Source organism: Serratia sp. DFXYC6, assembly GCF_057196085.1.
Genome location: NZ_JBXUNV010000002.1, coordinates 230,525 through 257,009, shown reverse-complemented (window position 1 = coordinate 257,009; position 26,485 = coordinate 230,525). Strand labels below are relative to the sequence as shown.

At 60.8% G+C, this 26,485-nt stretch carries 24 protein-coding genes; 9 read left to right on the top strand and 15 right to left on the bottom strand.

Going from position 1 to position 26,485, the window contains the following annotated elements; genetic code table 11:
- Positions 1 to 20 precede the first annotated feature (20 nt).
- Genes hemW through AC2CGQ_RS14550 form a run of 6 tightly spaced genes read right to left on the bottom strand, consistent with a single transcriptional unit; the run spans position 21 to position 4,188 of the window.
- Positions 21 to 1,163 (bottom strand): radical SAM family heme chaperone HemW, encoded by a 1,143-nt coding sequence (hemW, locus tag AC2CGQ_RS14575; RefSeq protein ID WP_484593739.1) that lies wholly within the window; start codon positions 1,161 to 1,163, stop codon positions 21 to 23.
- A complete protein-coding gene (locus AC2CGQ_RS14570) occupies positions 1,156 to 1,749 on the bottom strand; it encodes an XTP/dITP diphosphatase (protein WP_085337151.1) in 594 nt (197 codons plus the stop codon). The genes hemW and AC2CGQ_RS14570 overlap by 8 nt, the downstream gene beginning before the upstream one ends.
- A 17-nt stretch (positions 1,750 to 1,766) precedes the next feature.
- Complete coding sequence (gene yggU / locus AC2CGQ_RS14565) at positions 1,767 to 2,057, bottom strand: DUF167 family protein YggU (protein WP_004948014.1); 291 nt, start codon at positions 2,055 to 2,057, stop codon at positions 1,767 to 1,769.
- The gene (locus AC2CGQ_RS14560; protein ID WP_033632091.1) at positions 2,054 to 2,608 is read right to left on the bottom strand and encodes a YggT family protein; all 555 of its coding nucleotides are present in this window, start codon (positions 2,606 to 2,608) and stop codon (positions 2,054 to 2,056) included. The genes yggU and AC2CGQ_RS14560 overlap by 4 nt, the downstream gene beginning before the upstream one ends.
- 31 nt (positions 2,609 to 2,639) lie before the next feature.
- Positions 2,640 to 3,461, bottom strand: a complete 822-nt coding sequence (proC, locus tag AC2CGQ_RS14555) for a pyrroline-5-carboxylate reductase (protein WP_033632092.1) — start codon at positions 3,459 to 3,461, stop codon at positions 2,640 to 2,642.
- A 19-nt stretch (positions 3,462 to 3,480) separates the two neighbouring features.
- Positions 3,481 to 4,188 (bottom strand): YggS family pyridoxal phosphate-dependent enzyme, encoded by a 708-nt coding sequence (locus tag AC2CGQ_RS14550; protein ID WP_004937443.1) that lies wholly within the window; start codon positions 4,186 to 4,188, stop codon positions 3,481 to 3,483.
- Between the two features lie 20 nt (positions 4,189 to 4,208).
- Here AC2CGQ_RS14550 and AC2CGQ_RS14545 point away from each other — a divergent pair, with 20 nt between their 5' ends.
- Positions 4,209 to 5,231: a type IV pilus twitching motility protein PilT gene (locus AC2CGQ_RS14545; protein ID WP_172574947.1), complete on the top strand. Its 1,023-nt coding sequence runs from the start codon at positions 4,209 to 4,211 to the stop codon at positions 5,229 to 5,231.
- On the opposite strand, the gene ruvX is transcribed toward AC2CGQ_RS14545, so the two are convergent.
- The 6 genes from ruvX to AC2CGQ_RS14515 form a co-directional block, all read right to left on the bottom strand.
- On the bottom strand, positions 5,228 to 5,650 hold the full coding sequence (gene ruvX / locus AC2CGQ_RS14540) for a Holliday junction resolvase RuvX (protein ID WP_015379046.1): 423 nt from the start codon (positions 5,648 to 5,650) through the stop codon (positions 5,228 to 5,230). The two genes, AC2CGQ_RS14545 and ruvX, sit on opposite strands and share 4 nt — an antisense overlap.
- Entirely contained in the window at positions 5,650 to 6,213 is a 564-nt protein-coding gene (locus AC2CGQ_RS14535) for a YqgE/AlgH family protein (protein WP_004937452.1), read from the bottom strand. The genes ruvX and AC2CGQ_RS14535 overlap by 1 nt, the downstream gene beginning before the upstream one ends.
- Positions 6,214 to 6,358: 145 nt before the next feature.
- On the bottom strand, positions 6,359 to 7,309 hold the full coding sequence (gene gshB / locus AC2CGQ_RS14530; protein WP_021504752.1) for a glutathione synthase: 951 nt from the start codon (positions 7,307 to 7,309) through the stop codon (positions 6,359 to 6,361).
- A 10-nt stretch (positions 7,310 to 7,319) separates the two neighbouring features.
- Positions 7,320 to 8,051: a 16S rRNA (uracil(1498)-N(3))-methyltransferase gene (gene rsmE, locus AC2CGQ_RS14525; RefSeq protein WP_015379044.1), complete on the bottom strand. Its 732-nt coding sequence runs from the start codon at positions 8,049 to 8,051 to the stop codon at positions 7,320 to 7,322.
- Between the two features lie 69 nt (positions 8,052 to 8,120).
- On the bottom strand, positions 8,121 to 8,816 hold the full coding sequence (gene endA / locus AC2CGQ_RS14520; protein WP_160125768.1) for a deoxyribonuclease I: 696 nt from the start codon (positions 8,814 to 8,816) through the stop codon (positions 8,121 to 8,123).
- 101 nt (positions 8,817 to 8,917) lie between these two features.
- Positions 8,918 to 9,430, bottom strand: coding sequence for a SprT family zinc-dependent metalloprotease (locus tag AC2CGQ_RS14515; RefSeq protein ID WP_004937462.1), 513 nt, complete (start codon positions 9,428 to 9,430; stop codon positions 8,918 to 8,920).
- 349 nt (positions 9,431 to 9,779) lie between these two features.
- Between AC2CGQ_RS14515 and fumA the strand changes: the two genes are divergently transcribed.
- Together fumA and AC2CGQ_RS14505 are read left to right on the top strand one after the other, a co-directional pair.
- Positions 9,780 to 11,426, top strand: coding sequence for a class I fumarate hydratase FumA (gene fumA / locus AC2CGQ_RS14510; protein ID WP_004937467.1), 1,647 nt, complete (start codon positions 9,780 to 9,782; stop codon positions 11,424 to 11,426).
- Between the two features lie 153 nt (positions 11,427 to 11,579).
- Positions 11,580 to 12,446, top strand: a complete 867-nt coding sequence (locus AC2CGQ_RS14505; protein ID WP_004937469.1) for a helix-turn-helix domain-containing protein — start codon at positions 11,580 to 11,582, stop codon at positions 12,444 to 12,446.
- On the opposite strand, the gene AC2CGQ_RS14500 is transcribed toward AC2CGQ_RS14505, so the two are convergent.
- Together AC2CGQ_RS14500 and AC2CGQ_RS14495 are read right to left on the bottom strand one after the other, a co-directional pair.
- Entirely contained in the window at positions 12,370 to 13,422 is a 1,053-nt protein-coding gene (locus tag AC2CGQ_RS14500; protein WP_484593738.1) for an XdhC family protein, read from the bottom strand. The two genes, AC2CGQ_RS14505 and AC2CGQ_RS14500, sit on opposite strands and share 77 nt — an antisense overlap.
- 8 nt (positions 13,423 to 13,430) lie before the next feature.
- A complete protein-coding gene (locus AC2CGQ_RS14495) occupies positions 13,431 to 14,015 on the bottom strand; it encodes a nucleotidyltransferase family protein (RefSeq protein ID WP_004937476.1) in 585 nt (194 codons plus the stop codon).
- A gap of 208 nt (positions 14,016 to 14,223) precedes the next feature.
- Between AC2CGQ_RS14495 and AC2CGQ_RS14490 the strand changes: the two genes are divergently transcribed.
- From AC2CGQ_RS14490 to AC2CGQ_RS14480, 3 genes are read left to right on the top strand one after another with little or no spacing between them, the layout of a single operon-like run.
- Positions 14,224 to 17,013, top strand: coding sequence for a xanthine dehydrogenase family protein molybdopterin-binding subunit (locus AC2CGQ_RS14490; RefSeq protein ID WP_015379039.1), 2,790 nt, complete (start codon positions 14,224 to 14,226; stop codon positions 17,011 to 17,013).
- Entirely contained in the window at positions 17,010 to 17,564 is a 555-nt protein-coding gene (locus tag AC2CGQ_RS14485; protein WP_015379038.1) for a (2Fe-2S)-binding protein, read from the top strand. The genes AC2CGQ_RS14490 and AC2CGQ_RS14485 overlap by 4 nt, the downstream gene beginning before the upstream one ends.
- Positions 17,561 to 18,796: a c-type cytochrome gene (locus AC2CGQ_RS14480; protein WP_484593737.1), complete on the top strand. Its 1,236-nt coding sequence runs from the start codon at positions 17,561 to 17,563 to the stop codon at positions 18,794 to 18,796. The genes AC2CGQ_RS14485 and AC2CGQ_RS14480 overlap by 4 nt, the downstream gene beginning before the upstream one ends.
- A 66-nt stretch (positions 18,797 to 18,862) precedes the next feature.
- Here the strand turns inward: AC2CGQ_RS14480 and AC2CGQ_RS14475 are convergent, their stop codons facing one another.
- Entirely contained in the window at positions 18,863 to 20,239 is a 1,377-nt protein-coding gene (locus tag AC2CGQ_RS14475) for an amino acid permease (RefSeq protein ID WP_004937488.1), read from the bottom strand.
- 631 nt (positions 20,240 to 20,870) lie between these two features.
- On the opposite strand from AC2CGQ_RS14475, the gene pdhR reads away from it, so the two are divergent.
- The 3 genes from pdhR (at position 20,871) to aceF (ending at position 26,361) form a co-directional block, all read left to right on the top strand.
- Positions 20,871 to 21,635 carry a pyruvate dehydrogenase complex transcriptional repressor PdhR gene (pdhR, locus tag AC2CGQ_RS14470; RefSeq protein ID WP_004937490.1) on the top strand — a complete coding sequence of 255 codons (765 nt, stop codon included), beginning with the start codon at positions 20,871 to 20,873 and terminating at the stop codon, positions 21,633 to 21,635.
- A gap of 165 nt (positions 21,636 to 21,800) precedes the next feature.
- Positions 21,801 to 24,464, top strand: a complete 2,664-nt coding sequence (aceE, locus tag AC2CGQ_RS14465; RefSeq protein ID WP_004937495.1) for a pyruvate dehydrogenase (acetyl-transferring), homodimeric type — start codon at positions 21,801 to 21,803, stop codon at positions 24,462 to 24,464.
- A gap of 13 nt (positions 24,465 to 24,477) precedes the next feature.
- Positions 24,478 to 26,361 (top strand): pyruvate dehydrogenase complex dihydrolipoyllysine-residue acetyltransferase, encoded by a 1,884-nt coding sequence (gene aceF, locus AC2CGQ_RS14460; RefSeq protein ID WP_075684628.1) that lies wholly within the window; start codon positions 24,478 to 24,480, stop codon positions 26,359 to 26,361.
- The last annotated feature ends 124 nt before the right edge of the window (positions 26,362 to 26,485 follow it).

The following is a 26,485-nucleotide window of genomic DNA, read 5'->3' as shown; positions in this document are numbered from 1 at the left end:
TGATTATTCAGCGCTTTTTTTTACTCGTCGTCCGCCAGGAACAGTTCCAGCAGCGAGTTGAGGAACAGTTTGCCCTTCTCGGTGATCTGCCAGTGCACCGCGGTTTCTTCCAGATAGCCTTTGGCCAGCGCCTCGTCCAACTGCGGGCGAATGACGCTTTCCGCCAGCCCGGTGTAGTTGACGAAGTCGGCGCGCGGCGCGGCTTCCAGCAAGCGGAAGCGGTTCATGAAGAACTCGAACGGCCGATCCGCCGCCGCCACCTCATGCTGCTTGTCCATGTAGTCGCCGCGCATAAAGCCGCGCGGGTGCTTGGTCTTGGCGGTGCGCAGGATACGCCCGTCGCTGAAGGTCACCTTGCCGTGCGCGCCGCAGCCGATCCCCAGATAGTCGCCAAAGCGCCAGTAGTTGAGGTTGTGCTGGCATTGGTAGCCTGATTTGGCGTAGGCCGAGGTTTCATACTGCTGGTATCCGGCGGCGCTCAGCAACTGGTGGCCGCGTTCGAAGATGTCCCACAGCGCGTCGTCGTCCGGCAAAACCGGCGGGCGTGAGCTGAACAGGGTGTTCGGTTCGATGGTCAGCTGATACCACGACAGATGCGGCGGATTGAGGGCGATAGCCTGGCGCAGATCGTCCAGCGCCTCTTCCAGCGACTGATCCGGCAGGCCGTGCATCAGATCGAGGTTGAAGCTGCGCAGGCCAAGATCGGTCGCCAGCGTCGCCGCGCGTTTGGCTTCTTCCGGGCCGTGGATGCGCCCCAGACGGTTCAGCTTCTCGGCGCTGAAGCTTTGCACCCCGATGGAGATGCGGTTGACGCCGGCGCGCTGGTAGCCGCTGAAGCGATCGGCCTCCACGGTGCCGGGATTGGCTTCCATGGTGATTTCGGCGTCGTCGGCGACGCGAATGCGCGCCCGCACGCCGTCCAGCAAGGCTTGCATCGCCTCGGCGCTCAGCAGGCTGGGGGTGCCGCCGCCGATAAAGATAGTGCTGATTTCCCGGCCGCCGGCCAGCGGCAGATCGGCATCCAGATCCGCTAATAGATGATCGACATACTCCTGATGCGGCACGTCACCCTTCAGGGCATGGGAGTTGAAGTCGCAGTACGGGCATTTCTGCACGCACCACGGGATATGGATGTAGAGACTCAGCGGGGGCAGCTTAAGCATTGCGCATGGCTTCCAACATCAGCTTCAGCGCCTTGCCGCGGTGCGAAATCGCCCGCTTCTCGTCGCGGCTCAGCTCGGCGGCGGTGCGGCCCAGCTCTGGCACGTAGAAGACAGGATCGTAACCGAAGCCGCCTTCACCGGCGGCCTGCTCGGTGATTTCGCCGGCCCAACTGCCGTGGAACACCAGCGGCGTCGGGTCTGCCGCATGGCGCAGATAGACCAGCACGCAATGGAATTGCGCGCCGCGCTGGCCCGGCGCTACGTCTTTCATCGCCGCCAGCAGCTTGTCGAGGTTCTGCCGATCGTCGGCATCTTCACCGGCGTAGCGCGCGGAGTAGATGCCCGGCGCGCCGCCCAGCGCATCTACCGCCAGGCCGGAGTCGTCGGCGATCGCCGGCAGGCCGGTGACCTGTGCCGCATGGCGCGCTTTCAGAATGGCGTTTTCGATAAACGTCAGGCCGGTCTCTTCGGCGGACTCCACGCCCAGATCGGTTTGCGCGACCACGTCCAGGCCGAAATCGGCCAACAGGTCGGCGAGTTCGCGCACTTTGCCCGGGTTACCGGTGGCAAGAACGACTTTTTGCATAATGACTACCTTGAAAATTATTCGATGAGCGCCGCGACCACGGCGGGGATCTGTTGCGGATTCACGATGCGTAACTGTTTATGCCGCCCCAGTTCGCCTTTCTCGATGGTGACGTTGCTTTTCGCCACTTTGAACTGCTTGGCGATAAACTTGATCAAATGGGCGTTGGCTTGGCCGTCGACCGGCGGGGCGGTGATGGCGACTTTCAGTTCGTCGCCATGCAAGCCGATAATTTGGTCGCGGCTGGCTTTCGGCTGAATATATAGCCTGATCGCCAGCCCGTCCAGCACCGGAGTGACTGCACTCACAGCAGGAACCAGATCTCACCGAACACATCCATGCCCAGGTAGTTGATCAAATAGAGGATCAGGATCACCACCATGGCGGAAAAGTCGATGCCGCCCATCGCCGGGATGATGCGACGGATCGGCGCCATCAAGGGTTCGGTCAGTTGGTACATCACGTAGTCGATCGGGCTGCGGCCCTGGCTTATCCAGCTCATCAGCGCACGAATGATCATCACCCAGAAGATCAGGTAGCCGGCGGACTTCACCAGCGAGATCAGGCCGAACAGCAGGTTATACGGGCTGAGCGACATCGCGCCGCCCTGAATCAGCAGCAGCAGCGGGTACTTGATGGTCATCAGCAGGAACGCCAGCAGCAGCGAAGCGCTGTCGATGGGCCCCAGTGACGGAATGATGCGGCGCAGTGGGCCGACCACCGGCTGGGTGATCTTCACCACAAACTGTGAGAACGGGTTGTAAAAATCGGTGCGCGCCCACTGCATCCAAATGCGCAGCAACAGCACCATCACGTACAGATCAATAACGGTCTTGACCAGGAAAGTCAGCGTTAGCATGAAGTGGTCCTTCTCCTTAACTCGCGGTTATTTAAAATAATTTTTCCATCTCTTGGGCGCGGGAAACGGCGGCCTGCATCGCTTGCCCCACGGTTTCCGGCAGTTGGCGTTCGTTGAACACCCGCAGCGCTTCGGCGGTGGTGCCGCCTTTGGAGGTCACCTGCTCGCGCAGCGTGCCCAGCGGCGTATCCGGGTTGGCTTCAACCAGCGCGGCGGCGCCGGAAGCGGCCTGCTGCACCAGATCGCGCGCGGTCTGGCTGTCGAAGCCCATGCGCTCGGCCTCTTTTTGCATCGCTTCCATAAACAGGAAGAAATAGGCCGGGGCGCTGCCCGCGGCGGCGATCACGCCGTTAATGCCATTTTCGTCATCGACCCAGCAAACTTTACCGACCGACGCCATTAAATCGCCGGTGTAATCGCGATCCCGCTGGCTGACCTGCGCCGGTGCGTACAGCCCGCTCATGCCCTTGCCGACCAGCGACGGAGTGTTGGGCATGATGCGCACGATGTCCAGTTGGTCGCCGAGCAGCTGATAGAAACGGCTGACCTGAATGCCGGCGGCGATCGACAGCACCAGCTTGCCGCTGAAATCGACCTGTTCGCGCAGCGGCTGACACACGTCGGCCATCATCTGCGGTTTGACCGCCAGCACCACCACCTCGGCTTCACGCGCGCAGGCGACGTTGTCGCCGCTGCTGACGATGCCGTAGTCTGCAGCCAGCGCATCACGGTTTTTCGGCGAAGGGGCGCAGACGCTGATGGATTTGGCTGGATAGCCGCCCGCCACCAGGCCAGCGATGATTGCACGCGCCATGTTGCCGGCGCCGATAAAGGTAATCTTGCGATGTTGCATCAAATCCCTCGTCTGTGTGTCAGGCCTGCGAGTAGTCGCGGGCGCCAAAAATTGCGGTGCCGATGCGCACCAGGGTGCTGCCGGCAGCGATCGCCGCCGCCATATCGTCCGTCATGCCCATCGACAGCGTATCGGCCTGCGGATAACGCTGACGCAGGGCGAGAAATGCGTCGTTCATCCGGCTGAATACCGCCAGCTGCCGCTGATAATCCGCTTCCGGCGCCGGAATAGCCATCAGGCCGCGCAGCGTCAGGTTCGGCAGCGCGGCGATCGCTTCGGCCAACGCCGGCAGTTCGGCCAACGCAATGCCGGATTTGCTTTGCTCGTCGCTGATGTTGATTTGAATCAGCACGTTGAGCGGCGGCATGTCGGCCGGGCGCTGATCGCTCAAGCGTTGGGCGATGCGCAGCCGATCCACGGTATGGCACCAGGCGAAGTGTTCCGCCACCAGCCGACTCTTATTGGATTGCAGCGGGCCTATAAAGTGCCACACCAACTCGCCGCTTTGCGGCGACTCGGCGAAATGCCGGATCTTGTCTACCCCTTCCTGCACGTAGTTCTCGCCGAAGGCGCGCTGGCCGGCGGCGATGGCTTCTTCGATCGCCGCCACAGGTTTGGTTTTGCTGACGGCAAGCAGGGCAACTTCTTCTGGCGCCCGCGCGCAGTTTTGCGCGGCGGCCGCGATGCGGTTTCTGACATCCTGCAGGTTCTGTTGGATAGTGCTCATTATTGACCCGGGAGAGTGATATGGATATCGATGAATTCGTGGCCCTTAGTGTAAAGCATAATGCTTCCGATCTGCACCTTTGTGCCGGTCATCCGCCGATGTTGCGCATCGACGGTGAACTGCAGTCGCTGGCGGCGGCGCCAACGCTGACGGCGCAAGGCGCGCAGGCCCTCTGCGACGGATTGCTGAATGCGCAGCAGCGCGAGAGCCTGCGGCGGCTGGGGCAGGTCGATCTGGCGCTGCACAGGCCGAGCGGGGAGCGGCTGCGGGCCAACGTTTTTCAGCAAAGCGCGGGAATTTCTCTCGCGTTGCGGCGTATCGCCGGGCAGTCGCCTTCGCTTGCCGCGCTGGCGGCGCCGGCCATCGTCCCGGCGCTGCTGCGGCGCGCCGACGGATTGATCCTGGTCACCGGCGCCACCGGCAGCGGCAAGTCCACCACGCTGGCGGCGATGATCGACGAGATCAACCGGCACCAGTCGCGGCACGTTTTGACGCTGGAGGATCCGATCGAATTCCTGCACCGCAGCCGGCGATCGCTGATCCAGCAGCGGGAGATCGGCCGCGACAGCCACAGCTTCGATGCGGCGTTGCGCGCCGCGCTGCGCGAAGATCCGGATGTGATCCTGCTGGGCGAGCTGCGCGATACCGCCACCATCCGGCTGGCGCTCACTGCGGCGGAGACCGGCCACCTGGTGCTGACGACGCTGCACACCCGCAGCGCGCCGCAGGCGGTGGAACGGCTGGTGGACGTGTTTCCGGCGGAAGAAAAACCCTATGTGCGCGCCCAGCTGGCGGGCAGCCTGCAAGCGGTGATCGCGCAAAAGCTGATGAGGCGCCCTGGCGGCGGACGCGTGGCGATCTTTGAAGTGCTGACGGCGACGGCGGCGGTCAGCAACCTGATCCGCGAAGGGAAAACCCATCAGTTGGCGAGCGTGTTGCAAACCGGCGCACAGTCGGGCATGCAAACCTTTGAGCAAGGTTTGCAGCAGCGGATCGACGCCGGCGTGTTGGGGGAGTGCGCGGGGGAGGGAACGAGGGGTTAGCCCAGCTGCCGTTCGAACCAGCTTTCGAGGATCACCACCGCGGAGGCGGAGTCCACGCTGCCTTTATCAAGGGCGCGGAAGCCGCCGCGATCGAACAGGTTGGCGCGCGCCTCTACGGTGCTCAGGCGCTCGTCATGCAGATCGATCTGGATGCCGAAGCGGCCGTGCAGGCGGTTGGCGAACTTGCGCGCCTGGGCGGTAACGGGCTGTTCGGTGCCGTCCATGTTCAGCGGCAGGCCGACCACCACCAAATCCGGCTGCCACTCCTTCAGCAGTTTTTCGATTTTCAGCCAGTCCGGCGAACCGTCCTGCGCTTTGAAAGCCGGCAGGGCTCGGGCGCTGCCGGTCAACTCCTGGCCGACGGCCGCGCCGATGCTTTTGGTGCCGAAGTCGAAGGCGATAATGGTGCGGTTACTCATCAGGCGTGTCCTGCGTGGTTGGCGATGCTGCGAATGTCGATACCCAGAAGGTTCCCCGCCTCGCGCCAGCGGCTGGCGATCGGCGTGCGGAACAAAATGTCGGTGTTGGCTTCGATGGTCAGCCAGGCGTTTTCCAATACTTCCTGCTCCAGCTGGCCCTTTTCCCAACCCGCATAGCCCAGCGCCACCAGCACGTCGTCCGGTTGCTCCGGCGTGCCGAGCGTTTCCAGCACGTCTTTCGAGGTGGTGATCATGGTGTTGGGCGAAATTTGAATGCTGGCGCCGAAGCCGTGGCGCGGCGTATGCAGGATAAACCCGCGATCGTCCGCCAGGGGGCCGCCGGCGAACACCGGCTTGTCCAGGCTGATGGCCGGATCGCGCGCAGGCGGCATGATCTTCAGCTTGCTCAGCACCGTGGCTACCGTGAACTGCTCCACCGGTTTATTGATCACCAAACCCATGGCGCCTTCTTCATTGTGCTCGCAAATGTAAATCACCGAGCGCTTGAAGCGAGGATCCTGCAGCGTTGGCATGGCGATCAGAAAATGGTGCTGTAAATTCATGGCGTTAGTATAAGGTAATCAATGGGTGAGAAAATAAACAGCCGCCAGTATGCGGCTATACCCGCCGCCTTTCAAGCCGCGCGCAAAGGCGCGCTTTGGCGGGCGCCATGCAGAACAGCGGGCGGCATGCCGCCCGCATTGCGCATTACTTCGCCGCCAGGCGCTTTTCAATCGCGTCCATCAGCATGCCGGTAATCGAAATCGGGAATGCCGCCTCGATCTCGCGCGCGCAGGTCGGGCTGGTGACGTTGATTTCAGTCAGGCGATCGCCGATCACGTCCAGGCCGACGAAGATCAGCCCTTTCTCTTTCAGCGTCGGGGCGACGGTGCGGGCGATTTTCCAGTCGCTCTCGCTCAGCGGGCGCGCTTCGCCGCGGCCGCCGGCCGCCAGGTTGCCGCGGGTCTCGCCCTGCGCAGGAATGCGCGCCAGGCAGTAAGGCACCGGCTCGCCGTCCACCACCAGGATGCGCTTGTCGCCGTCCTTGATCGCCGGCAGGAAGTTCTGCGCCATGCAGAAACGGCTGCCGTGTTCGGTCAGGGTTTCGATGATCACCGACAGGTTAGGATCGTCCTGCTTCACGCGGAAGATCGACGCGCCGCCCATACCGTCCAGCGGCTTCAGGATGATGTCGCCGTGCTGCTGGTGGAATTTGCGGATGTGCGCGGCGCTGCGGCTGACCAGCGTATCCGGCGTCAGCTCCGGGAACCAGGCGGTGAACAGCTTCTCGTTGCAGTCGCGCAGGCTTTGCGGCTTGTTGACCACCAGCGTGCCTTTAACTTCGGCGCGTTCCAGAATGTAGGTCGCGTAGATGTATTCGGTATCGAACGGCGGATCTTTGCGCATCAGGATCACGTCCAGCTCGTGCAGCGCCAGATCCTGCTCGGCGCCGAAGCTGAACCAGCTCTCCTTGTCTTCCTTCACGCTCAGCAGGCGGGTGTGTGCGCGCCCGTCACCGGCATGCAGATAGAGATCGTTCATCTCCATGTAGTGCAATTCGTAACCGCGGCGCTGCGCTTCGAGCAGCATGGCGAAGCTGGTGTCTTTCTTGATGTTGATGGAATCGATAGGGTCCATCACGATGCCGAGCTTAATCATCTTTTCTCCTTTAACCCAGGTCGCCGAAGCGAACCTGCAGAGCGGTAATGGCGGTGAGCGCTGTGGTTTCGGTACGCAGAACGCGTGGTCCCAGCAGAATATCAGTAAATCCGTGGTCGGTGGTCATGGCGATTTCGTCGGCGGACAAACCGCCTTCCGGGCCTATCAGCAGGCGAACGCGATCCACCGGCTGCGGCAGCGTGTTGATGCTGTGGCTGGCGCGCGGGTGCAGGTTGAGTTTCAGGCTGCCGTCCTGCTCGGCGCACCAGGCCTCCAGCGACATCGCCTCGCGGATTTCGGGAATGCGGTTGCGGCCGCACTGTTCGCAGGCGGCGATGGCGATCTTTTGCCATTGCTGGATTTTCTTCGCCAGACGCTCGCCGTCCAACTTCACGCCGCAGCGCTCGGAAAACAGCGGGGTGATGACGTTGACGCCCAGCTCGATGGATTTCTGGATGGTGAACTCCATCTTCTCGCCGCGCGAGATCACCTGGCCCAGATGCAGGTTGAGCGGCGATTCGATGTCATCCACGCGGCCGTCGCCAAGGCGCACCAGCACGCTCTTTTTGTCCACCCGGATTATTTCGGCGTCGAACACCTGGTTGCTGCCATCGAACAACTGCAGCGCCTGGCCGGCGCTCATGCGCAGCACGCGCCCGACGTGGTTGGCGGCGTCCTCGCTGAGGGCGATCTCCGCCCGGTCGGTCAACGGCTGCGGATGGTAAATGCGGGGTATGCGCATGGGTAGTCTGATCCTGACGAAACGGCGCCGCAGGTTGGCGGCGCCATGAAAGATAAAGGCTATAGTAGGTTAGCTTTTCCGCTGCTGACAAGCCTGTTGAATATAGGGGTTGTGGTTGCCCTGCACCTTGGCGATACGTGCTTCGCGCTGACATTCCCATTGGCTCACCGGATATTGCCGGTTCCACACCTCGAACAGCTGGGTTTGCTGGCGTGACAGCCGCAGCTGGTAGCGATCGCGCATGTAGAAGTAGGTGCGGGCAATGGCGCCGCGGGCGCGGGCGGGCGGCTCCGCCTGTTTATTCTTGAAGTCCACCTTCATTGGGCATTGCCCGTACTGGCCTGCGCCGCCGTTCCATTGGCTGTACATGAAGTTGTTGCGGTCGCCGTTCACTTCGCCGATCGCCGGCTGCAGGTTGTGCAGATCGGTTTCTATCTGGCGATAGGTGGCGTCCTTGTTGCAGTTTTTGCGCCCGCCGTCTTGCCAGCACTGCAGCTGGTGGCCGAACTGCCAGGCCGGCACCACGTGTTCCCACTCGATGCGCTGCGCGCGTTGGGCGTTTTTACGCACCTGATAGCCGCAGCCGGCGAGATCGGGAATGCCCTTCTTGCCTTGCCAGTCGATGCGGCAGCCGCAGTAAAAGCTGCCCGGCGCATCCTGGTTAATCTTGGCCGCCGCCGTCTTGGCCTGAGAGAAGTTATTGATGCCGTGCGCCTGTGCGGCGCCTGCGGCGAAAACCGCCATAAACAAAATTCTGCGAAGCATATTCCAAAACAGCTCAAAATTGGAAAAGCAGGCAGGGTAACGGAACTTGTCGGCAGTGGCAAATGGCGATATTTACTTGTTTTAACGTATAAATCGTTTAACTAAAGGTTCTCGCTAGCAAGAAATTTCAGTTTTTCGCCGCACCGGCGGCAGCGGTATTCGCTTTCGCCGCGCAGCACGCGGTTATGGCGGCGAATGGTGAGCTGGTGCTGCCCGCAGCCGCAGCGGTAGGGGAAGGTTTTGCTTTGCACCGAGGCGGTTTCGAAACGATGAGTGCGGCTGGCGGGCGTCAGCAGCACGCTTTCCATCATCCAGCGCCATTCGCGGCCGTGCGGCGCTACCCGGCCGAATTGGCGAAACACCAGCAGGTGCGCCAGTTCGTGCGGCACCACTTCATCGATAAACGGCTGTTGGTTTTCCAGCAGCAGCACCGGGTTCAGACGGATTTCCCAGCTTTGCAGCCAGGCGGTGCCCGCGCTGGTGCCGCGTTGCTGATAGACGATGCTGGGTTCGGGGAATTCGACGGCAAAATGCTGGCGGGCCAACTGCAGCTTTTCTCGCAGGCAGCGCATCACCGCTTGTTGCAGCGCGATGGGGATTCTCGGTTTGTTCATTGCGGCTAGCTTAAGCAATGGCGCGGCGGCTGACAATATGCCCCGGCGCAAATCGCATCCGGCGCTTTTTCACCACATTGATAAGACGATCGCTGCCGATGGATTGTAATCAATGTGTTAACTGCGGGATAATAAAGCGTGCATGATGAGCCTGTACCCGCAGTTCTCACCGAGCAAGGTTGAAACGCCGCCTGTGGTAATTCCTTACGCAAAGAGCGGTTATTTTGCGATTTGGCGCAATAACTGACTGATTAAAAATACGTAAGGTGGAGGCAGTTTTTTGACAAGGCGCCGTGTCGCGCGCCGCAAGTGTGAATTTAACGCAGCTGATGTTGCAAGTGAGAGATCAATGTCGAATAAACCGTTCCACTATCAAGATCCGTTCCCGCTGAAGAAAGACGATACCGAATATTACCTGCTGAGCCGCGACCATGTTTCCGTGAGCGAATTTGAAGGCCAGGAAATTCTGAAAGTTGCCCCTGAAGCGTTAACCCTGCTTGCCCAGCATGCGTTCCACGACGCCTCGTTCATGCTGCGCCCGGCGCACCAACAGCAGGTGGCCGATATCCTCAAAGATCCGGACGCCAGCGAAAACGACAAGTACGTTGCGCTGCAATTTCTGCGTAACTCAGAAATCGCCGCCAAGGGTATTTTACCGACCTGCCAGGACACCGGCACGGCGATCATCGTCGGCAAAAAGGGCCAGCGCGTCTGGACCGGCGGCGGCGATGAAGAGGCGCTGTCGCGCGGGGTTTATAACACCTACATCGAAGAGAACCTGCGCTATTCGCAGAACGCCGCGCTGGATATGTACAAAGAGGTCAATACCGGCAGCAACCTGCCGGCGCAGATCGATCTCTACAGCGTGGACGGCGAAGAGTACAAGTTCCTGTGCATCGCCAAGGGCGGCGGTTCCGCCAACAAAACCTATCTGTATCAGGAAACCAAGGCGCTGCTGTCGCCGGGCAAACTGAAAAACTACCTGGTCGACAAGATGCGTACGTTGGGCACCGCGGCTTGCCCGCCGTACCACGTGGCGTTCGTCATCGGCGGCACCTCGGCGGAAGCGACGCTGAAAACCGTCAAACTGGCCTCGACCAAGTATTACGATGGCCTGCCGACGGAAGGCAACGAGCATGGCCAGGCGTTCCGCGATCTGGAACTCGAAGCGGAACTGCTGCAAGAAGCGCAAAACCTGGGGCTGGGCGCACAGTTCGGCGGCAAATACTTCGCACATGATATCCGCGTCGTGCGCCTGCCGCGCCACGGCGCCTCCTGCCCGGTTGGCATGGGCGTCTCCTGCTCGGCGGATCGCAACATCAAAGGCAAGATCAACCGCGACGGCATCTGGCTGGAAAAACTGGAGCACAATCCGGGTAAATTCATTCCTCAGGAGCTGCGCCAGGCCGGGGAGGGCGAGGCGATCAAGGTCGATCTCAACCGCCCGATGGCCGAGATCCTCAAACAGCTGTCGCAGTACCCGGTTTCCACCCGCCTGTCGCTGAGCGGCACCATCATCGTCGGCCGCGATATCGCGCACGCCAAGCTGAAAGAGCGTCTGGATCGCGGTGAAGGCCTGCCGCAGTACGTCAAGGACCACCCGATCTACTACGCCGGCCCGGCTAAAACGCCGGAAGGCTATGCGTCCGGTTCCTTGGGGCCAACCACCGCCGGGCGTATGGATTCCTACGTCGACCTGCTGCAATCCCACGGCGGCAGCATGATCATGCTGGCGAAAGGCAACCGCAGCCAGCAGGTGACGGATGCCTGCCACAAGCACGGCGGCTTCTACCTCGGCAGCATCGGCGGCCCGGCGGCGGTGCTGGCGCAGCAGAGCATCAAGAGCCTGGAGTGCGTGGAGTACCCTGAGCTGGGCATGGAAGCGATCTGGAAAATCGAAGTGGAAGATTTCCCGGCGTTTATCCTGGTGGATGACAAAGGCAATGACTTCTTCCAGAAGATCCAGGCCGGTCAGTGCTCCAGCTGCCTGAAATAATCGCTGCTCCCCCTCCACCGCCCGCGGGCGGTGGAGGGGATTGTGTAAAGTCCTGTAGCTTGCTGGACGCCGAGTTTTAACCTGTATACCCTACGTGGATAGCACTAAAATTCGACTAATGGAATATCGGCAACAGAAGGTTTCAGCAAGCACATGGGAACGCAGGAAAATCATATCAGGGAACTGCTGGTCTGGATTGAAGATAACCTGACCAATCCGCTGTCGTTGGATATCGTTTCCGCCAAGTCAGGCTATACGAAATGGTACCTGCAGCGCATGTTCAAGAAGCAGACCGGATTATCGTTAGCTTCCTACATTCGCGCTCGCCGCCTCTACATCGCCGCCTTCGCCTTGCGTTTCACGCAGAAGAGCATCCTCGATATTTCGGTCGAATATCAATTCGATAACCAGCAGACGTTCTCGCGCTGTTTCAAGAAACATTTCGCCGAATCGCCCAGCGTGTATCGTCATGCCCGCAAACAGGACTTCAGCAATCTGGTGCGTTCGCTGGCGGCCAGCCAGCCCGGCGATATTCAGGTCGAACGCGTCAGCATCGCCAGAGGGCAATACGCCTTTCACGGCAAACAGTACGCTTATCACCTGGATATCGAAAAGTTGGATAAGTCGCATCTGCCGCAGCGCAGCGCGCTGCGGGCGCAGTTCTACACCTTGTTGGGCGAGCGTCCGGCGCAGACCTATTCGTTTACCCAACTGGTGCCGGACGGCGAGCGGGTCAGGGTCGACTATACCCTGGGCGTGACGGCGGACTATCCGCTGCGTGAGGGCGTGGCGCTGGAGCCGCTGCCGGAGATCCACGGCGAGTTTTGCCGTTTTCGCTATTCCGGCAAGCCGGTGGCGCTCAATGATCACATCATTCAAATCTACACGCAGGTGCTGCCCGAAATGGGGCTGGCCCGCGGCGACGGGCCGGACATGACGGTGTTCAGCTATTCGCTGAGCGGGAAAGAGGAGTTGCACCTGGAGCTGCAGCATCTGGTGCCGGTGGTGCCGCTGCACTGATCCCGTCGGCGGCCGGCAGCCGGTTTTTTTGCTGCACGATCGCCGCCATCACCGCCAGGGCGATTTCCGCCGGGGTTTTGCTGCCGAGCGGCAGGCCGATCGGCGCATGAATGCGTTCCAACTCCTGCGGCGTGAATTCGGCAATCTGCTGCAACCGCTGGCGCCGGCGCGCGCTGTTTCTGAGCGAGCCCATGGCGCCGATATAAAACGCCGGGGTGTGGATCGCTTCCATCAGCGTCAGATCGTCCATACGCGGATCGTGGGTCAGCGCCACGACGGCGGTATTGGCGTGGCAGCCCCCCTCTTCGATGAACTTGGCCGGAAACTGGCGCAGCAGCGTCACGCCGGGCTTCAGCTCGGCGGCGAAGTTGTCCAGCGCCTCCGGGCGGTTCTCGCACACCAGCACCTCAAACCCCAGCGCCACGGCGAAATCGGCGCAGTACAGCGCCACGCTGGACAGCCCGGCGATCAGCAGGCGCGGCGCGGCCGCGATGTGCAGGGTGATCTGCTCGAGCCGGCGTTCGACCTGAGTGGCGCTGATGAAGTGGCTCTGCTCAAGGCTGTGGCAGGCGTTGGGCAGCGTCAGGCGTTTGAGCAACGCGTGATGCCCTTCCAGCGCGCCGGCGATGCGCTGCAGGTAAGCGACGCTGGCTTCTCCCGCCGGCAGATACTCGATCAGCACGTCCAGCACGCCGCCGCACGGCAGCGCTACATTGGGCGTCATGCCGCCTTCGCCGTAACGAATCACCTGGCTGGCCGCCTGATACTCCCCGGCGGCCACGCGCCGCAGAAAGTCCTCCTCCACGCATCCGCCCGACAATGAGCCGCTGTAGCGGCCGTCGCGGGTCGCCGCCATCAACGCGCCCGGCGAGCGCGGCGAAGAGCCATAGGTGCTGAGCACGGTGCATAACCAAACCGGCTGTTGTTGCAGCCAGCTTATCGCCTGGCTGACCACGGTGACATCAAGATGTTGCATAGGTGAATTTACTCGCTGGCCGGGAGTTGCGATGGAAGATCAATATCTCGCACGACGCCGGGGTGCTCAAGCGGCAGCAGGTGGACTGCCGCGCCTTGCAGCAGTTCACGCGCGCCATTATCGCCGCGCAGTTGGCAAAGTGGTTTGCGCAATCGGGCGGAAAAGCCGACCGGGTGACCGGGCTGTTGCGCATAACAGGGGCGCACGATCGGGTGCTGCCGTAAGGCATCCGCCACCTGTCGGAAAACGTCGGCGCCGACGAATGGCATATCGGCCAGGTGGATCAGCCAGCCTTGCCAGTGCGGCGTGGCCGCAACGCCTGCGGCGATCGAGTCGCCGAGGCCCGCGCTGGCGAGCAGGGTGACCGGCACCTGGTTGGCGGCGCAGGCTGCCAGTACCGGCAGATTATCCGGCCGGGTCACCACCTGTACCGGCAGGCCGGAGGCCAGCGCCTGGCATAGGGTGTGCTCGAACAGCGAACGCCGCTCGCCCGCCGCATCGGCAAACCCGGCGTTCAATTTGTTGCCCTGGCCGCCGGCCTGAATAAAGCGCTCTCCGCGTCCGGCGGCGGTAATGACAATGCCCGTGGTCATGGTTGAAGTCCGCGTTTGCGCAAATTATTTATTAGCCTACAAACTACCTGTGTTTTGTAAATGTTTTTTTGTTGAAAACAGCCTGTTAATCATCACATAATTTTAGTTATAAGCATATGCTTATGACGTCTACGGCAAGGTCGTCAGCGTTTGCGCAACAACACCGCGCACAAAAACCAATTACAAGAAAGACGTGAAGGACTTATTTATGAGCAATTTCAACCCGTCACGGCGCCGCTTCATCAAAAGCGCCGTGATTGCGGGGGTCTCCGTGTACCTCGCTCCCCTGTACAGCCGCGCCTACGCCGCGCTGTTCGAGCAAAAAATCCTCCAGTCACCCAACTGGGATCCGCAGGCCAAGCGCGTGCGTTTCCGTATCGACGGCCGCGCCAAGGTCATGGGGCAGAAGGTGTTCGCACGCGATATCCGCGCGGTGGACATGCCGCACTGGCCGCAGAAACAGGCGCACGCCTTCATTCTGCGCGTGACCAAAGCCGACCGGCTGTTCGAGGGGGTCGATCTGTCGCTGCTGGGGGACGATCTGCAGCCCGATCGCCTGGTGACGGCGGAAGATCTGGCGCGCGATGGCCTGGCCTTTCCGGCGTTCTACGGTGACGACATGCTGCTGCCGAACGGCAAAACCCCTGCCTATCTCGGCCAGGCAGTGGCGATCCTGATCTATCACGACTTCGCCCGTTTCCGCTTCGCCAAGGACAAGCTGAAATTCCGTGAGGAAACCATCAAATACGGCGCGGTCACCGGCCCGCTGGAGCGCGATCCCTGGGGCAGTTTCCGTTACGTGCGGGTGGGGGGAGAACAGCCGTTCGACGACGATCGCTTCTCCAGCCTGAAGGATACGCCGATCTTCCCGGTATCGATGAAAAAACATCTGCCGGTGTGGCCGGAAGGGCGCGAGGGCGGCAAGCTGGATCAGGAAGGCATGCGCTATGCGGGCCTGATCGCCGACGAGTTGGCGAATCCGCCGGCCGACTGGCTGGTAATGTCGCGCCGCTATACCACGCAGTCGATCGACACCTCGGCGCTGGAGCCGGACAACGCCAATGGCTGGTTTGACGCGCAGACGCAAACCCTGCATCTGGTGGTGCCGACTCAGTCGCCGCAGGAAGTGGCCGACGAGATGCCGCGCATGCTGGCCAAGCGCAATCCGCCGGTGAAACAGCTGATCCTGCACCCGTGCTACACCGTGGGTTACGGCTCGAAAGACCACTACAACTTCCCGTATTACGGCGCGGTGGCGGCGATGTACGGCGACGGCCACCCGGTGCGCCTGGCCAATGACCGCTTCGAGCAGTTCCAGACGGCGCTGAAGCGCCATGCGTTCGACATGAACTACCGCATCGCGGTGAATAAGCAAACCGGCGTCATGCAGTCGTTCCTCGGTGACATGACCGCGGACGGCGGCGGCCGCAGCAACTTTACCCCTTCGGTGGTGATGGTCGGCGCGACCGCCGCCCAGTCGATTTACTACTTCCCGAAAAGCGATCTGTCGTCGGTCGGGCTGGCCTCACGCGCCATCGATGCCGGCTCGGCGCGCGGTTACGGCACGCTACAGAGCATGGCCGCCACCGAGATGATGGTGGATGAGCTGGCCGCCGAGCTGAAGATCGACCCGATCGAGTTTCGCCTGCGCAACGTGCTGAAATCCGGCATGAAAAACACCCAGGGGGCGATCCCGGCCGGTGCGATCCGCGCTGATGAAGTGCTGGAGAAGGCGGCGAAGCACGAGATGTGGCTCAAGCGCGCCGAACGCAAGGCCGAGTTTGAGAGCCGCCATCCCGGCAAGCGCTATGGCGTCGGCTTCGGCTGCGTGCAGAAAGATTTCGGCACCGGGGCGGAAACCTCGTTCGCCCGGGTGGAGCTGAGCGAAGACGGCCGCATCACGCTGCATCACAGCGGCGCGGAGATGGGCACCGGCATGTCGACCTCGCAGTCGGTATTGTGCGCGCAGTGGCTGGGCAAACCGGCCGACGAAGCCCACTTCTCGGTCACCGACTGGTCGGTATTGCCGATGGTCACCAGCGGCGATCCTTACCTGATGTCGCAGGAAGAGCAGGATAAGCTGCAAACCAACCCCAACTGGACGCCGAGCTACTGTTCGCCGTCGAGCGCCAGCAACTCGGCCTATTACTTCTCGCACAGTACCCGCGAAGCGGCGCGCCTGATCTTCGATCACGGCCTGTGGCCGGCGGCGATGGCGCTGTGGCAGGCCGGCATCGGCGGCGGCCAGGCGGCGCCGCTGGTGGTGCGGCGCGAAGATGCGCGTTGGGTCGAAGGCGGCCTGACGGCGGCGGGCATGTCGGTGCTGAGCCTCGAGCTGCTGGCCAAGACGGCTTATCAGATGGGCGGCGTCACCGGCGCGGCGGTGCACGTCTTCAACCGCTGGCAGTGGGCGGAGGCCGATTTCACGTTGAACGGCAAAAGCGAGCGCCTGCCGATCGACGGCATGGCGCTGCGCAATGCCAACGGTGAATTCAAGCCGCTGGCGCGCGGGCAGGTCTACTACCCGCCGACCCAGCGCAACAATGCGGCAGTGACCTACTACAGCGCCGTCGGCACGCTGGCGGAAGTGGCGGTGGATATCGCCACCGGCCAGGTGGAGTTGCTGAATCACCACTCGATCATGGAGTGCGGCAACCTGATCGTGCCGGAACTGGTTTCCGGCCAGCTGCAGGGCGGGCTGGCGATGGGCATCGGCCATGCGCTGCACGAATATTTACCGCTGTACGAAGACGGCCCGGGCAACGGTACCTGGAACTTCAACCGTTACCACCTGCCGCGCGCCAGCGACGTGGCGGTGTGGAAACAGAGCGGCGACATCCTGCCGGCGCTGTCGGAAACCGATCCGCCGAAAGGCATGGCGGAAGTGGTGATGATCCCGATCGTGGCCGCACTGGTCAACGCCATTGCCGACGCCACCGGCCACCGTTTCCGTGATTTGCCCGTTCGTGCAGAAAATATTCGTGAGGTATTACAATGAGCATTAAAACCCAGCCGATTTCCCTGACCATCAACGAGAAACAGTACGGCCCGATCGAGGTGCCGGAAGGCTTGATGATGATCGATTTCCTGCACGAGTATCTCGATTTGACCGGTTCGCGCCTCGGCTGCGGGCAGGGCATTTGCCATGCCTGCGTGGCGATTGTCGATCACCCGAGCGGCACCAGCGAAGAGGTGCGCACCTGCATCACCGGCGCGCATTTCTTCAACGGCAAGAAAGTGCGCACCGTCGAAGGCCACGCCAGGGTGGACGAACAGGGGGAGGTGGTTGAGCTGTCGCCGATCCAGCAGGCGTTTCTGGAGCACTACAGCTTCCAGTGCGGCTACTGCACGCCGGGCTTCGTCAACGCCGCCACCATTTTCGTGGAAAAGCTCAAGCGTGAGCCGATCGCCCGCGATCAGCTGGAGAACGCCATCGAGCAGGCGCTGGACAGCCACATCTGCCGCTGCACCGGCTACGTGCGCTATTACGAAGCGGTGCGCGACGTGGTGCTGAAAACGCCGGGCCTGCTGAAGGAGACGGCGCAATGAAAAAACGTCTCGCAGTGTTGATTGTGCTGGTGGCGATCGTGGTGATCGCGCTGCTGTGGTGGCGGGAAAACCGCCGTTACGACGGCCCGGTGCAGCAGGTGACCGCCGGCGCCGAACAGATCGCCCGCGGCCGCTATCTGGCGCAGGCCGCCGACTGTGCCGCCTGCCATACCGCCAGCGGCGGGGCGCCGTTGGCCGGCGGCTATCCGTTGGAAACGCCGTTCGGCACGATTTACGGCAGCAACCTGACGCCGTCGGCCGACCACGGCATCGGGCGCTGGAGCAAGGACGACTTCTTCCTGGCGCTGACGCAGGGAGTGGCGCCGGGCGGGCGGCACCTGTACCCGGCGATGCCTTACACCTCGTATAAGGGCATATCGCGTCAGGACGCCGACGACATCTACGCTTACCTGATGACGCGCCCGGCGGTGGATGTGGCCATTCCGGCTAACGAGATGCCGTTCCCGTTCAACCAGCGCATGGCGCTGATCGGCTGGAACCTGCTGTTCCGCAGCCAGGATCCGCTGCCGGCCAGCTCGCAGGGCAGCTCGCCGCAATGGCAGCGCGGCCGCTATCTGGCCGATGTGCTGGGCCACTGTGGCGAATGTCACACGCCGCGCGGCGCGCTGGGGCAGATGGATCTCGGCAAGCCGATGCAGGGCGGCGATCTCGGCCGCTTCATGGCGCCGGACATTACGCCGCACGGTCTGGCGCAGCGCGGCTGGACGCCGCAGGACGTCAGCCGCTTCCTCGGCACCGGCCTTGCGCCGCAGGGTTCGGCCTTCAGTGAGATGCATATGGTGGTGGATCTCAGCACCCGTCATTTGACGCCGGAAGATCATCAAGCGCTGGCGCTGTATCTGATGGGCGAGCAGCCGCCGGCGGCTGTGCCGGTGAAAATGGGGCAGGGCAGCGATGCTGGGCGCATGGCCTATCTGGATCAGTGCGCCGGCTGCCACGCGCGCGAAGGCGAGGGCAAACCGCACGTCGCGCCGGCGATGCGCGATAACGCCACGCTGCGCCAGGCGGACGGCAAGAACCTGATCGTGTCGGTGCTGGACGGCCTGCCGGCCCAGCAGTTCCCGAACGGTGAAAGCATGCAGAGCATGCCGGGCTTCGGCGAGCGTTTGAGCGATGCCGACGTGGCGGAACTGGTAAATTACCTGCGGGTGACCTGGGGCGGTTTGCCGGCGGACATCACCGCCGAGCAGGTGAAAGCGCTGCGCAAGTAAGCGGCGTTCAGGCAAAAAAATGGCCCGCATCTGCGGGCCGTTTTGTTTACTGCGCGGTCACGGGATTCAACGGCTGGTGACGCCGTCGACGCGCTGGCTGCGCTGTTTGATGGCGTAACCGACGGCCAGGATCGCCACCCATACCGGGATCAGCAGCACCGAGATTTGAATGCCCGGCGTCAGGTACATGATCACCAGGATGCCGGCCATGAACAACAGGCACAGGTAGTTGCTGAACGGGTACCAGAACGCTTTGAACTTCGGCACTACGCCTTCGCGGTTTTTGGCGGCGCGGAATTTCAGGTGCGCCAGGCTGATCATCGCCCAGTTGATCACCAGCGCCGACACCACCAGCGCCATCAGCAGTTCGAAGGCGCGGCCCGGGATCAGGTAGTTAATCAGCACGCACAGCGCGGTGGCGAGGGCGGAAATGCCGATGGCCACCACCGGCACGCCGCGGCCATCGACCTTCAGCAGGCTTTTCGGGCCGTTGCCCTGCTGCGCCAGGCCGTACAGCATGCGGCTGTTGCAGTAGACGCAGCTGTTGTAGACCGACAGCGCGGCGGTGAGCACCACGATGTTCAGCACGGTCGCTACCAGGTTGCTGTTCAGCGCGTGGAAGATCAGCACGAACGGGCTGCCGCCTTCGACCACTTTGCCCCACGGGTATAGCGACAGCAGAATGGCCAGTGAACCGATATAGAAGATCAGGATGCGGTAGATCACCTGATTGGTGGCTTTCGGAATGCTTTTTTGCGGGTTGTCGGCTTCGGCGGCGGTGATGCCGACCAGCTCGAGGCCGCCGAAGGAGAACATGATCACCGCCATCGCCATCACCAGGCCCATGACGCCGTTCGGGAAGAACCCGCCCTGCGCCCACAGGTTGGTGACGGTGGCTTCCGGGCCGCCCATGCCGCTGAACAGCAGGTAGGCGCCGAACACGATCATGCCGATAATCGCCACCACTTTGATGATGGCGAACCAGAACTCCATCTCGCCGTAAACTTTGACGTTGGCCAGGTTGATGGCGTTGATCGCCAGGAAGAACACCGCGGCGGAAACCCAGGTGGGGATCTCCGGCCACCAGTACTGCACGTAGATGCCGACTGCGGTCAGCTCCGCCATCGCCACCAGGACATACAGCACCCAGTAGTTCCAGCCGGAGGCGAAGCCGGCGAAGTTGCCCCAGTATTTGTAGGCGAAGTGGCTGAAGGAGCCGGCGACCGGCTCTTCCACCACCATTTCCCCCAGCTGGCGCATGATCAGAAACGCGATGAAGCCGCCGATGGCGTAGCCGAGAAGCACTGACGGGCCGGCCATTTTTATTGTTTGAGCGATACCGAGAAATAACCCGGTGCCGATTGCGCCACCTAAGGCGATGAGCTGAATATGGCGGTTTTTCAGGCCGCGCTTCAGCTGGTCACCATGCTGTTGACCATCCATCAATCTAACCCTCTGTCGTTGTGAATGCCCACCTGCCTGTAAAGCAGTGGTTACGATGTGTGTTTTGTTTTATTTACGGCGTTATAGCTATTAATTCCACGGCGCCGCTACCGTTTGGCAGAGAATAATGTTATGCGCGTCGGTTTGCACCTGCTTTGTCGTGTGAGTGATTAAGATTGCAGCAGTTTAGGAAACAAAATGCGGGTTGTGTGACGGCAGGGGGGATTCAGTGCATGAAATAAGCAACAAATCACATAATGCGCAAAAATAACGTAGATCTGAACGGTGGGCTGCGTTCAAATAATGAACGAACCGCCGTTGCGCTGCTCGCCAAATAGCCATTCATTAAAGCGTAATAACCATGCAATAAAACTCGGGCAAAAAGTTTGCACTCTGCCTTGCGTAAGGTTTGGTAAAAGTTAAATCCCCAACCCGCCGCGTAAATGGTAATACCATCACGGCGTTACCGGTTTGCAGCGGGGTTTTCAGCGGGGTGTTAAAATGTGCGGGTAACCTGATTTCGATCAAGGCCCGTATGGACAGGAGGTGAATACTTTGTTACTTTACCGTCACGTTTTTGAAATTGGTATTACCAATTGACTCCGCGCCATTCGCAGAGAAGAATTCACTCATGGCCTACAGCAAAATCCGCCAACCCAAGTTGTCAGATGTTATCGAGCAACAGCTCGAATACCTGATCCTCGAGGGGACACTGCGCCCAGGCGAAAAACTGCCTCCGGAGCGCGAGTTGGCGAAACAATTTGATGTCTCCCGTCCTTCTCTGAGAGAGGCCATTCAGCGCCTTGAAGCGAAAGGGCTGCTCCTGCGCCGTCAGGGCGGCGGCACCTTCGTGCAAACTAATCTGTGGCAGAGCTTCAGCGATCCGCTGGCCGAGCTGCTGGCCGACCATCCCGAATCACAGTTCGATCTGCTGGAAACCCGTCACGCGCTGGAAGGCATTGCCGCCTATTACGCGGCGCTGCGCGGCACCGATGAAGATCTGGCGCGCATCCGCGACTGCCACATCGTGATTCAACAGGCTCAAGACAGCGGCGATCTCGACGCCGAAGCCGATGCGGTCATGCAGTATCAAATCGCCGTGACCGAAGCCGCTCACAACGTTGTGTTACTTCACCTGCTACGCTGCATGGGGCCGATGCTGGAACAGAACGTGCGTCAGAACTTTGAATTGCTCTACTCGCGCCGTGAGATGTTGGCAAAAGTGAGCAGCCACCGCGCCGGAATTTTTGAGGCGATTGTGGCACGCGAGCCGGAAAAGGCCCGTGAAGCCTCGCATCGCCACTTGGCGTTTATCGAGGAAATCTTGCTGGATCTCAGCCGGGAGCATACTCGGCGCGAGAGATCGCTGCGGCGTCTCCAGCAACGCAAGGATTAAGAGCTGTCCTCTTCAGGGTACACCAGCCTGCGGGGGTTAAGTTCGAGGTACTTAGTTAAGTACTTAAGCGGCAACTAAACTGATGGGCCTGTCTTCGTGTGTTTTGGCACAGAACACAGGAAGACAGGCTCCAAACAAACCATTAGACAGATAAGGAATACCACCATGTCAGAACGTTTAAACAATGACGTGGATCCGATCGAAACCCGCGACTGGCTGCAGGCGATCGAATCGGTCATCCGTGAAGAGGGTGTTGAGCGAGCTCAGTTTCTGATTGATCAGGTATTGGGAGAAGCCCGCAAAGGCGGCGTTAACGTTGCGGCCGGTGCTGCAGCGCACAACTACGTCAACACCATCGCGGTAGAAGACGAACCGGCTTACCCAGGCAACCTGGATCTGGAACGCCGCATTCGCTCTGCGATCCGTTGGAACGCGATCATGACCGTTCTGCGCGCATCCAAGAAAGACCTGGAGCTGGGCGGCCACATGGCTTCCTTCCAGTCTTCCGCGACCTTCTATGAAGTCTGCTTTAACCACTTCTTCCGCGCACGCAACGAGAAAGACGGCGGCGACCTGGTCTACTTCCAGGGCCACATCTCTCCGGGCGTTTACGCGCGCGCCTTCCTTGAAGGCCGCCTGACCGAAGAACAGATGAACAACTTCCGTCAGGAAGTGCACGGCAACGGCCTGTCCTCTTACCCGCATCCTAAGCTGATGCCGGAATTCTGGCAGTTCCCGACCGTATCCATGGGCCTGGGCCCAATCAGCGCCATCTATCAGGCGAAGTTCCTGAAATACCTGGAACACCGCGGCCTGAAAGACACCTCTGAGCAGACCGTTTACGCCTTCCTGGGCGACGGCGAGATGGATGAGCCGGAATCCAAAGGCGCCATCACCATCGCCACCCGCGAGAAGCTGGACAACCTGGTGTTCGTCATCAACTGCAACCTGCAGCGCCTGGACGGCCCGGTCACCGGTAACGGCAAGATCATCAACGAACTGGAAGGCATCTTCTCCGGCGCAGGCTGGCAGGTGCTGAAAGTGATCTGGGGCGGCCGTTGGGACGAGCTGCTGCGCAAAGACACCAGCGGTAAACTGGTTCAGCTGATGAACGAGACCCTGGACGGCGACTACCAGACCTTCAAATCCAAAGACGGCGCTTACGTGCGCGAGCACTTCTTCGGCCGTTACCCGGAAACCGCGGCGCTGGTCAAAGACATGACCGACGACGAAATCTGGGCGCTGAACCGTGGTGGTCACGATCCGAAGAAAATCTTCGCTGCACTGAAAAAAGCGCAGGACACCAAAGGCAAACCGACCGTTATCCTGGCCCACACCATCAAAGGTTACGGCATGGGTGAAACCGCGGAAGGTAAAAACATCGCTCACCAGGTGAAGAAAATGAACATGGAAGGGGTTCACCACTTCCGCGATCGTTTCAACGTGCCGGTTGCCGATGCTGACATCGAAAAACTGCCGTACATCACCTTCGAGAAAGATTCCGAAGAGTACAAATACCTGCACGAACGTCGCCAGGCGCTGAAAGGCTACGTGCCGACGCGTCTGCCGGAGTTCACCCAGAAGCTGGAAATGCCGGCGCTGGAAGATTTCAGCTCGCTGCTGGAAGAGCAGAACAAAGAGATCTCCACCACTATCGCCTTCGTGCGTGCCCTGAACGTGATGCTGAAGAACAAGTCGATCAAAGATCGCCTGGTGCCAATCATCGCCGACGAAGCGCGTACCTTCGGTATGGAAGGTCTGTTCCGTCAGATCGGTATCTACAGCCCGAACGGCCAGCAGTACACCCCGCAGGACCGTGAGCAGGTTGCTTACTACAAAGAAGACGAGAAAGGCCAAATCCTGCAGGAAGGCATCAACGAACTGGGCGCAGCCTCTTCCTGGCTGGCCGCAGCGACCTCCTACAGCACCAACGATCTGCCGATGATTCCGTTCTACATCTACTACTCGATGTTCGGTTTCCAACGTATCGGCGACCTGTGCTGGGCAGCGGGCGACCAACAGGCGCGCGGCTTCCTGATCGGCGGGACCTCGGGCCGTACTACCCTGAACGGCGAAGGTCTGCAGCACGAAGATGGCCACAGCCACATTCAGTCTCTGACCATCCCTAACTGCATCTCTTACGATCCGGCTTACGCGTACGAAGTGGCGGTGATCATGCACGACGGTCTGGTGCGCATGTATGGCGACAACCCGGAAAACGTGTACTACTACCTGACCACGCTGAACGAAAACTACCACATGCCTGCGATGCCGCAGGGTGCGGAAGAAGGTATCCGCAAGGGTATCTACAAGCTGGAAACGCTGGAAGGCAGCAAAGGCAAGGTGCAGCTGCTGGGCTCCGGCGCCATCCTGCGCCACGTGCGCGAAGCTGCGCAAATCCTGGCGAAGGACTACGGCGTGGGTTCCGACACCTACAGCGTGACCTCGTTCACCGAACTGGCGCGCGACGGCCAGGATTGCGAGCGCTGGAACATGCTGCACCCAACCGAAACGCCACGCGTGCCTTACATCGCTCAGGTGATGAGCGACGCGCCGGCGGTAGCCTCTACCGACTACATGAAACTGTTCGCCGAACAGGTTCGTACTTATGTGCCGGCCAGCGATTATCGCGTACTGGGCACCGACGGCTTCGGTCGTTCGGACAGCCGCGAAAACCTGCGTCACCACTTTGAAGTCGATGCGTCCTACGTGGTGGTTGCTGCTCTGGGTGAACTGGCTAAACGCGGTGAGATCGAAGCTTCTGTGGTTGCTGACGCAATCAAGAAATTCGACATCAACCCGGAAAAAGTTAACCCGCGTCTGGCCTAAGAGGTACTGAATAATGTCTATCGAAATCAACGTACCGGACATCGGTGCAGATGAAGTCGAAATCACCGAGATTCTGGTGAAGGTCGGCGATAAAGTTGAAGCGGAACAATCGCTGATCACCGTGGAAGGCGACAAGGCTTCCATGGAAGTGCCCTCCCCGCAGGCGGGCGTGGTGAAAGAGATCAAAGTGGCGGTCGGCGATAAAACTGAAACCGGCAAACTGATCATGATCTTCGAAGCGGCAGGCGCAGCGGAAGCTGCTCCGGCGGCGAAAGCGGAAGAAAAACCGGCGGCGGCAGCAGCTGCTCCGGCTGCCTCTGCTGCCAAAGACGTTGCCGTGCCTGACATCGGCGCCGACGAAGTCGAAGTGACCGAGATCCTGGTGAAAGTGGGCGACAAGGTGGAAGCCGAGCAGTCCCTGATCACTGTGGAAGGCGACAAGGCTTCCATGGAAGTCCCTGCGCCGTTCGCGGGTACCGTGAAAGAGATCAAGATCGCGACCGGCGACAAAGTGAAAACCGGTTCCCTGATCATGGTGTTCGAAGTGGCCGGCGCCGCTTCCGCTGCTGCTCCGGCTGCGGCTGAAGCACCGGCTGCCGCTGCAGCGCCTGCGGCCTCTGCGGCCAAAGACGTCGCCGTGCCGGACATCGGCGGTGACGAAGTCGAAGTGACCGAAGTGATGGTCAAGGTAGGCGACAAGGTTGCCGCCGAGCAGTCTCTGATCACCGTGGAAGGCGACAAGGCCTCCATGGAAGTGCCAGCGCCGTTCGCGGGCACCGTGAAAGAGATCAAGATCGCGACCGGCGACAAAGTGAAAACCGGCTCCCTGATCATGGTGTTCGAAGTGGAAGGCGCTGCGCCTGCCGCTGCCGCCGCGCCAGCCGCTAAAGCGGACGCTGCGCCGGCGCCGGCCGCCGCTAAAGCCGCCGCTCCGGCTGCGAAAGCTGAAGACAAAGGCGAGTTCGCCGAGAACGCGGCCTACGTGCACGCGACCCCGGTCATTCGTCGTCTGGCGCGTGAATTCGGCGTTAACCTGGCGAAAGTGAAAGGTACCGGTCGTAAAGGCCGCATCCTGCGCGAAGACGTTCAGGCTTACGTGAAAGACGCGGTGAAACGCGCTGAAGCGGCTCCGGCTGCTGCCGGCGGCGGTCTGCCGGGCATGCTGCCATGGCCGAAAGTGGACTTCAGCAAGTTCGGCGAGATCGAAGAAGTCGAAATGGGCCGCATCCAGAAGATCTCTGGCGCGAACCTGAGCCGCAACTGGGTGATGATCCCGCACGTGACTCACTTCGACAAAACTGATATCACCGATCTGGAAGCGTTCCGCAAGCAGCAGAACGAAGAAGCGGCCAAGCGCAAGCTGGACGTGAAGTTCACGCCTGTCGTGTTCATCATGAAAGCCGTTGCTGCCGCTCTGGAGCAGATGCCGCGCTTCAACAGCTCGCTGTCCGAAGATGGCCAGAAGCTGACGCTGAAGAAATACATCAACATCGGCGTGGCGGTAGATACCCCGAACGGCCTGGTGGTTCCGGTGTTCAAGGACGTGAACAAGAAGAGCATCACCGAGCTGTCTCGCGAGCTGATGACCATCTCCAAGAAAGCGCGCGACGGCAAGCTGACCGCGGGCGAGATGCAGGGCGGCTGCTTCACCATCTCCAGCCTGGGCGGTATCGGGACGACTCACTTCGCGCCGATCGTCAATGCGCCGGAAGTGGCTATCCTGGGCGTCTCCAAGTCTGCGATGGAGCCGGTCTGGAACGGTAAAGAGTTCATGCCGCGCCTGATGATGCCGATGTCGCTGTCCTTCGACCACCGCGTTATCGACGGTGCCGATGGTGCGCGCTTCATCACCATCATCAACAACATGTTGTCCGACATTCGCCGTCTGGTGATGTAATGCAAAAGGGGCGCAGCATGCTGCGCCCCTGACGATTCTGTAGCAGTTTTGTCGGATTTTGCATAACTCGACAAAATTGTTGAGACACGGGTCACTCGAACACGCTTTGCAGATTATTAACAAT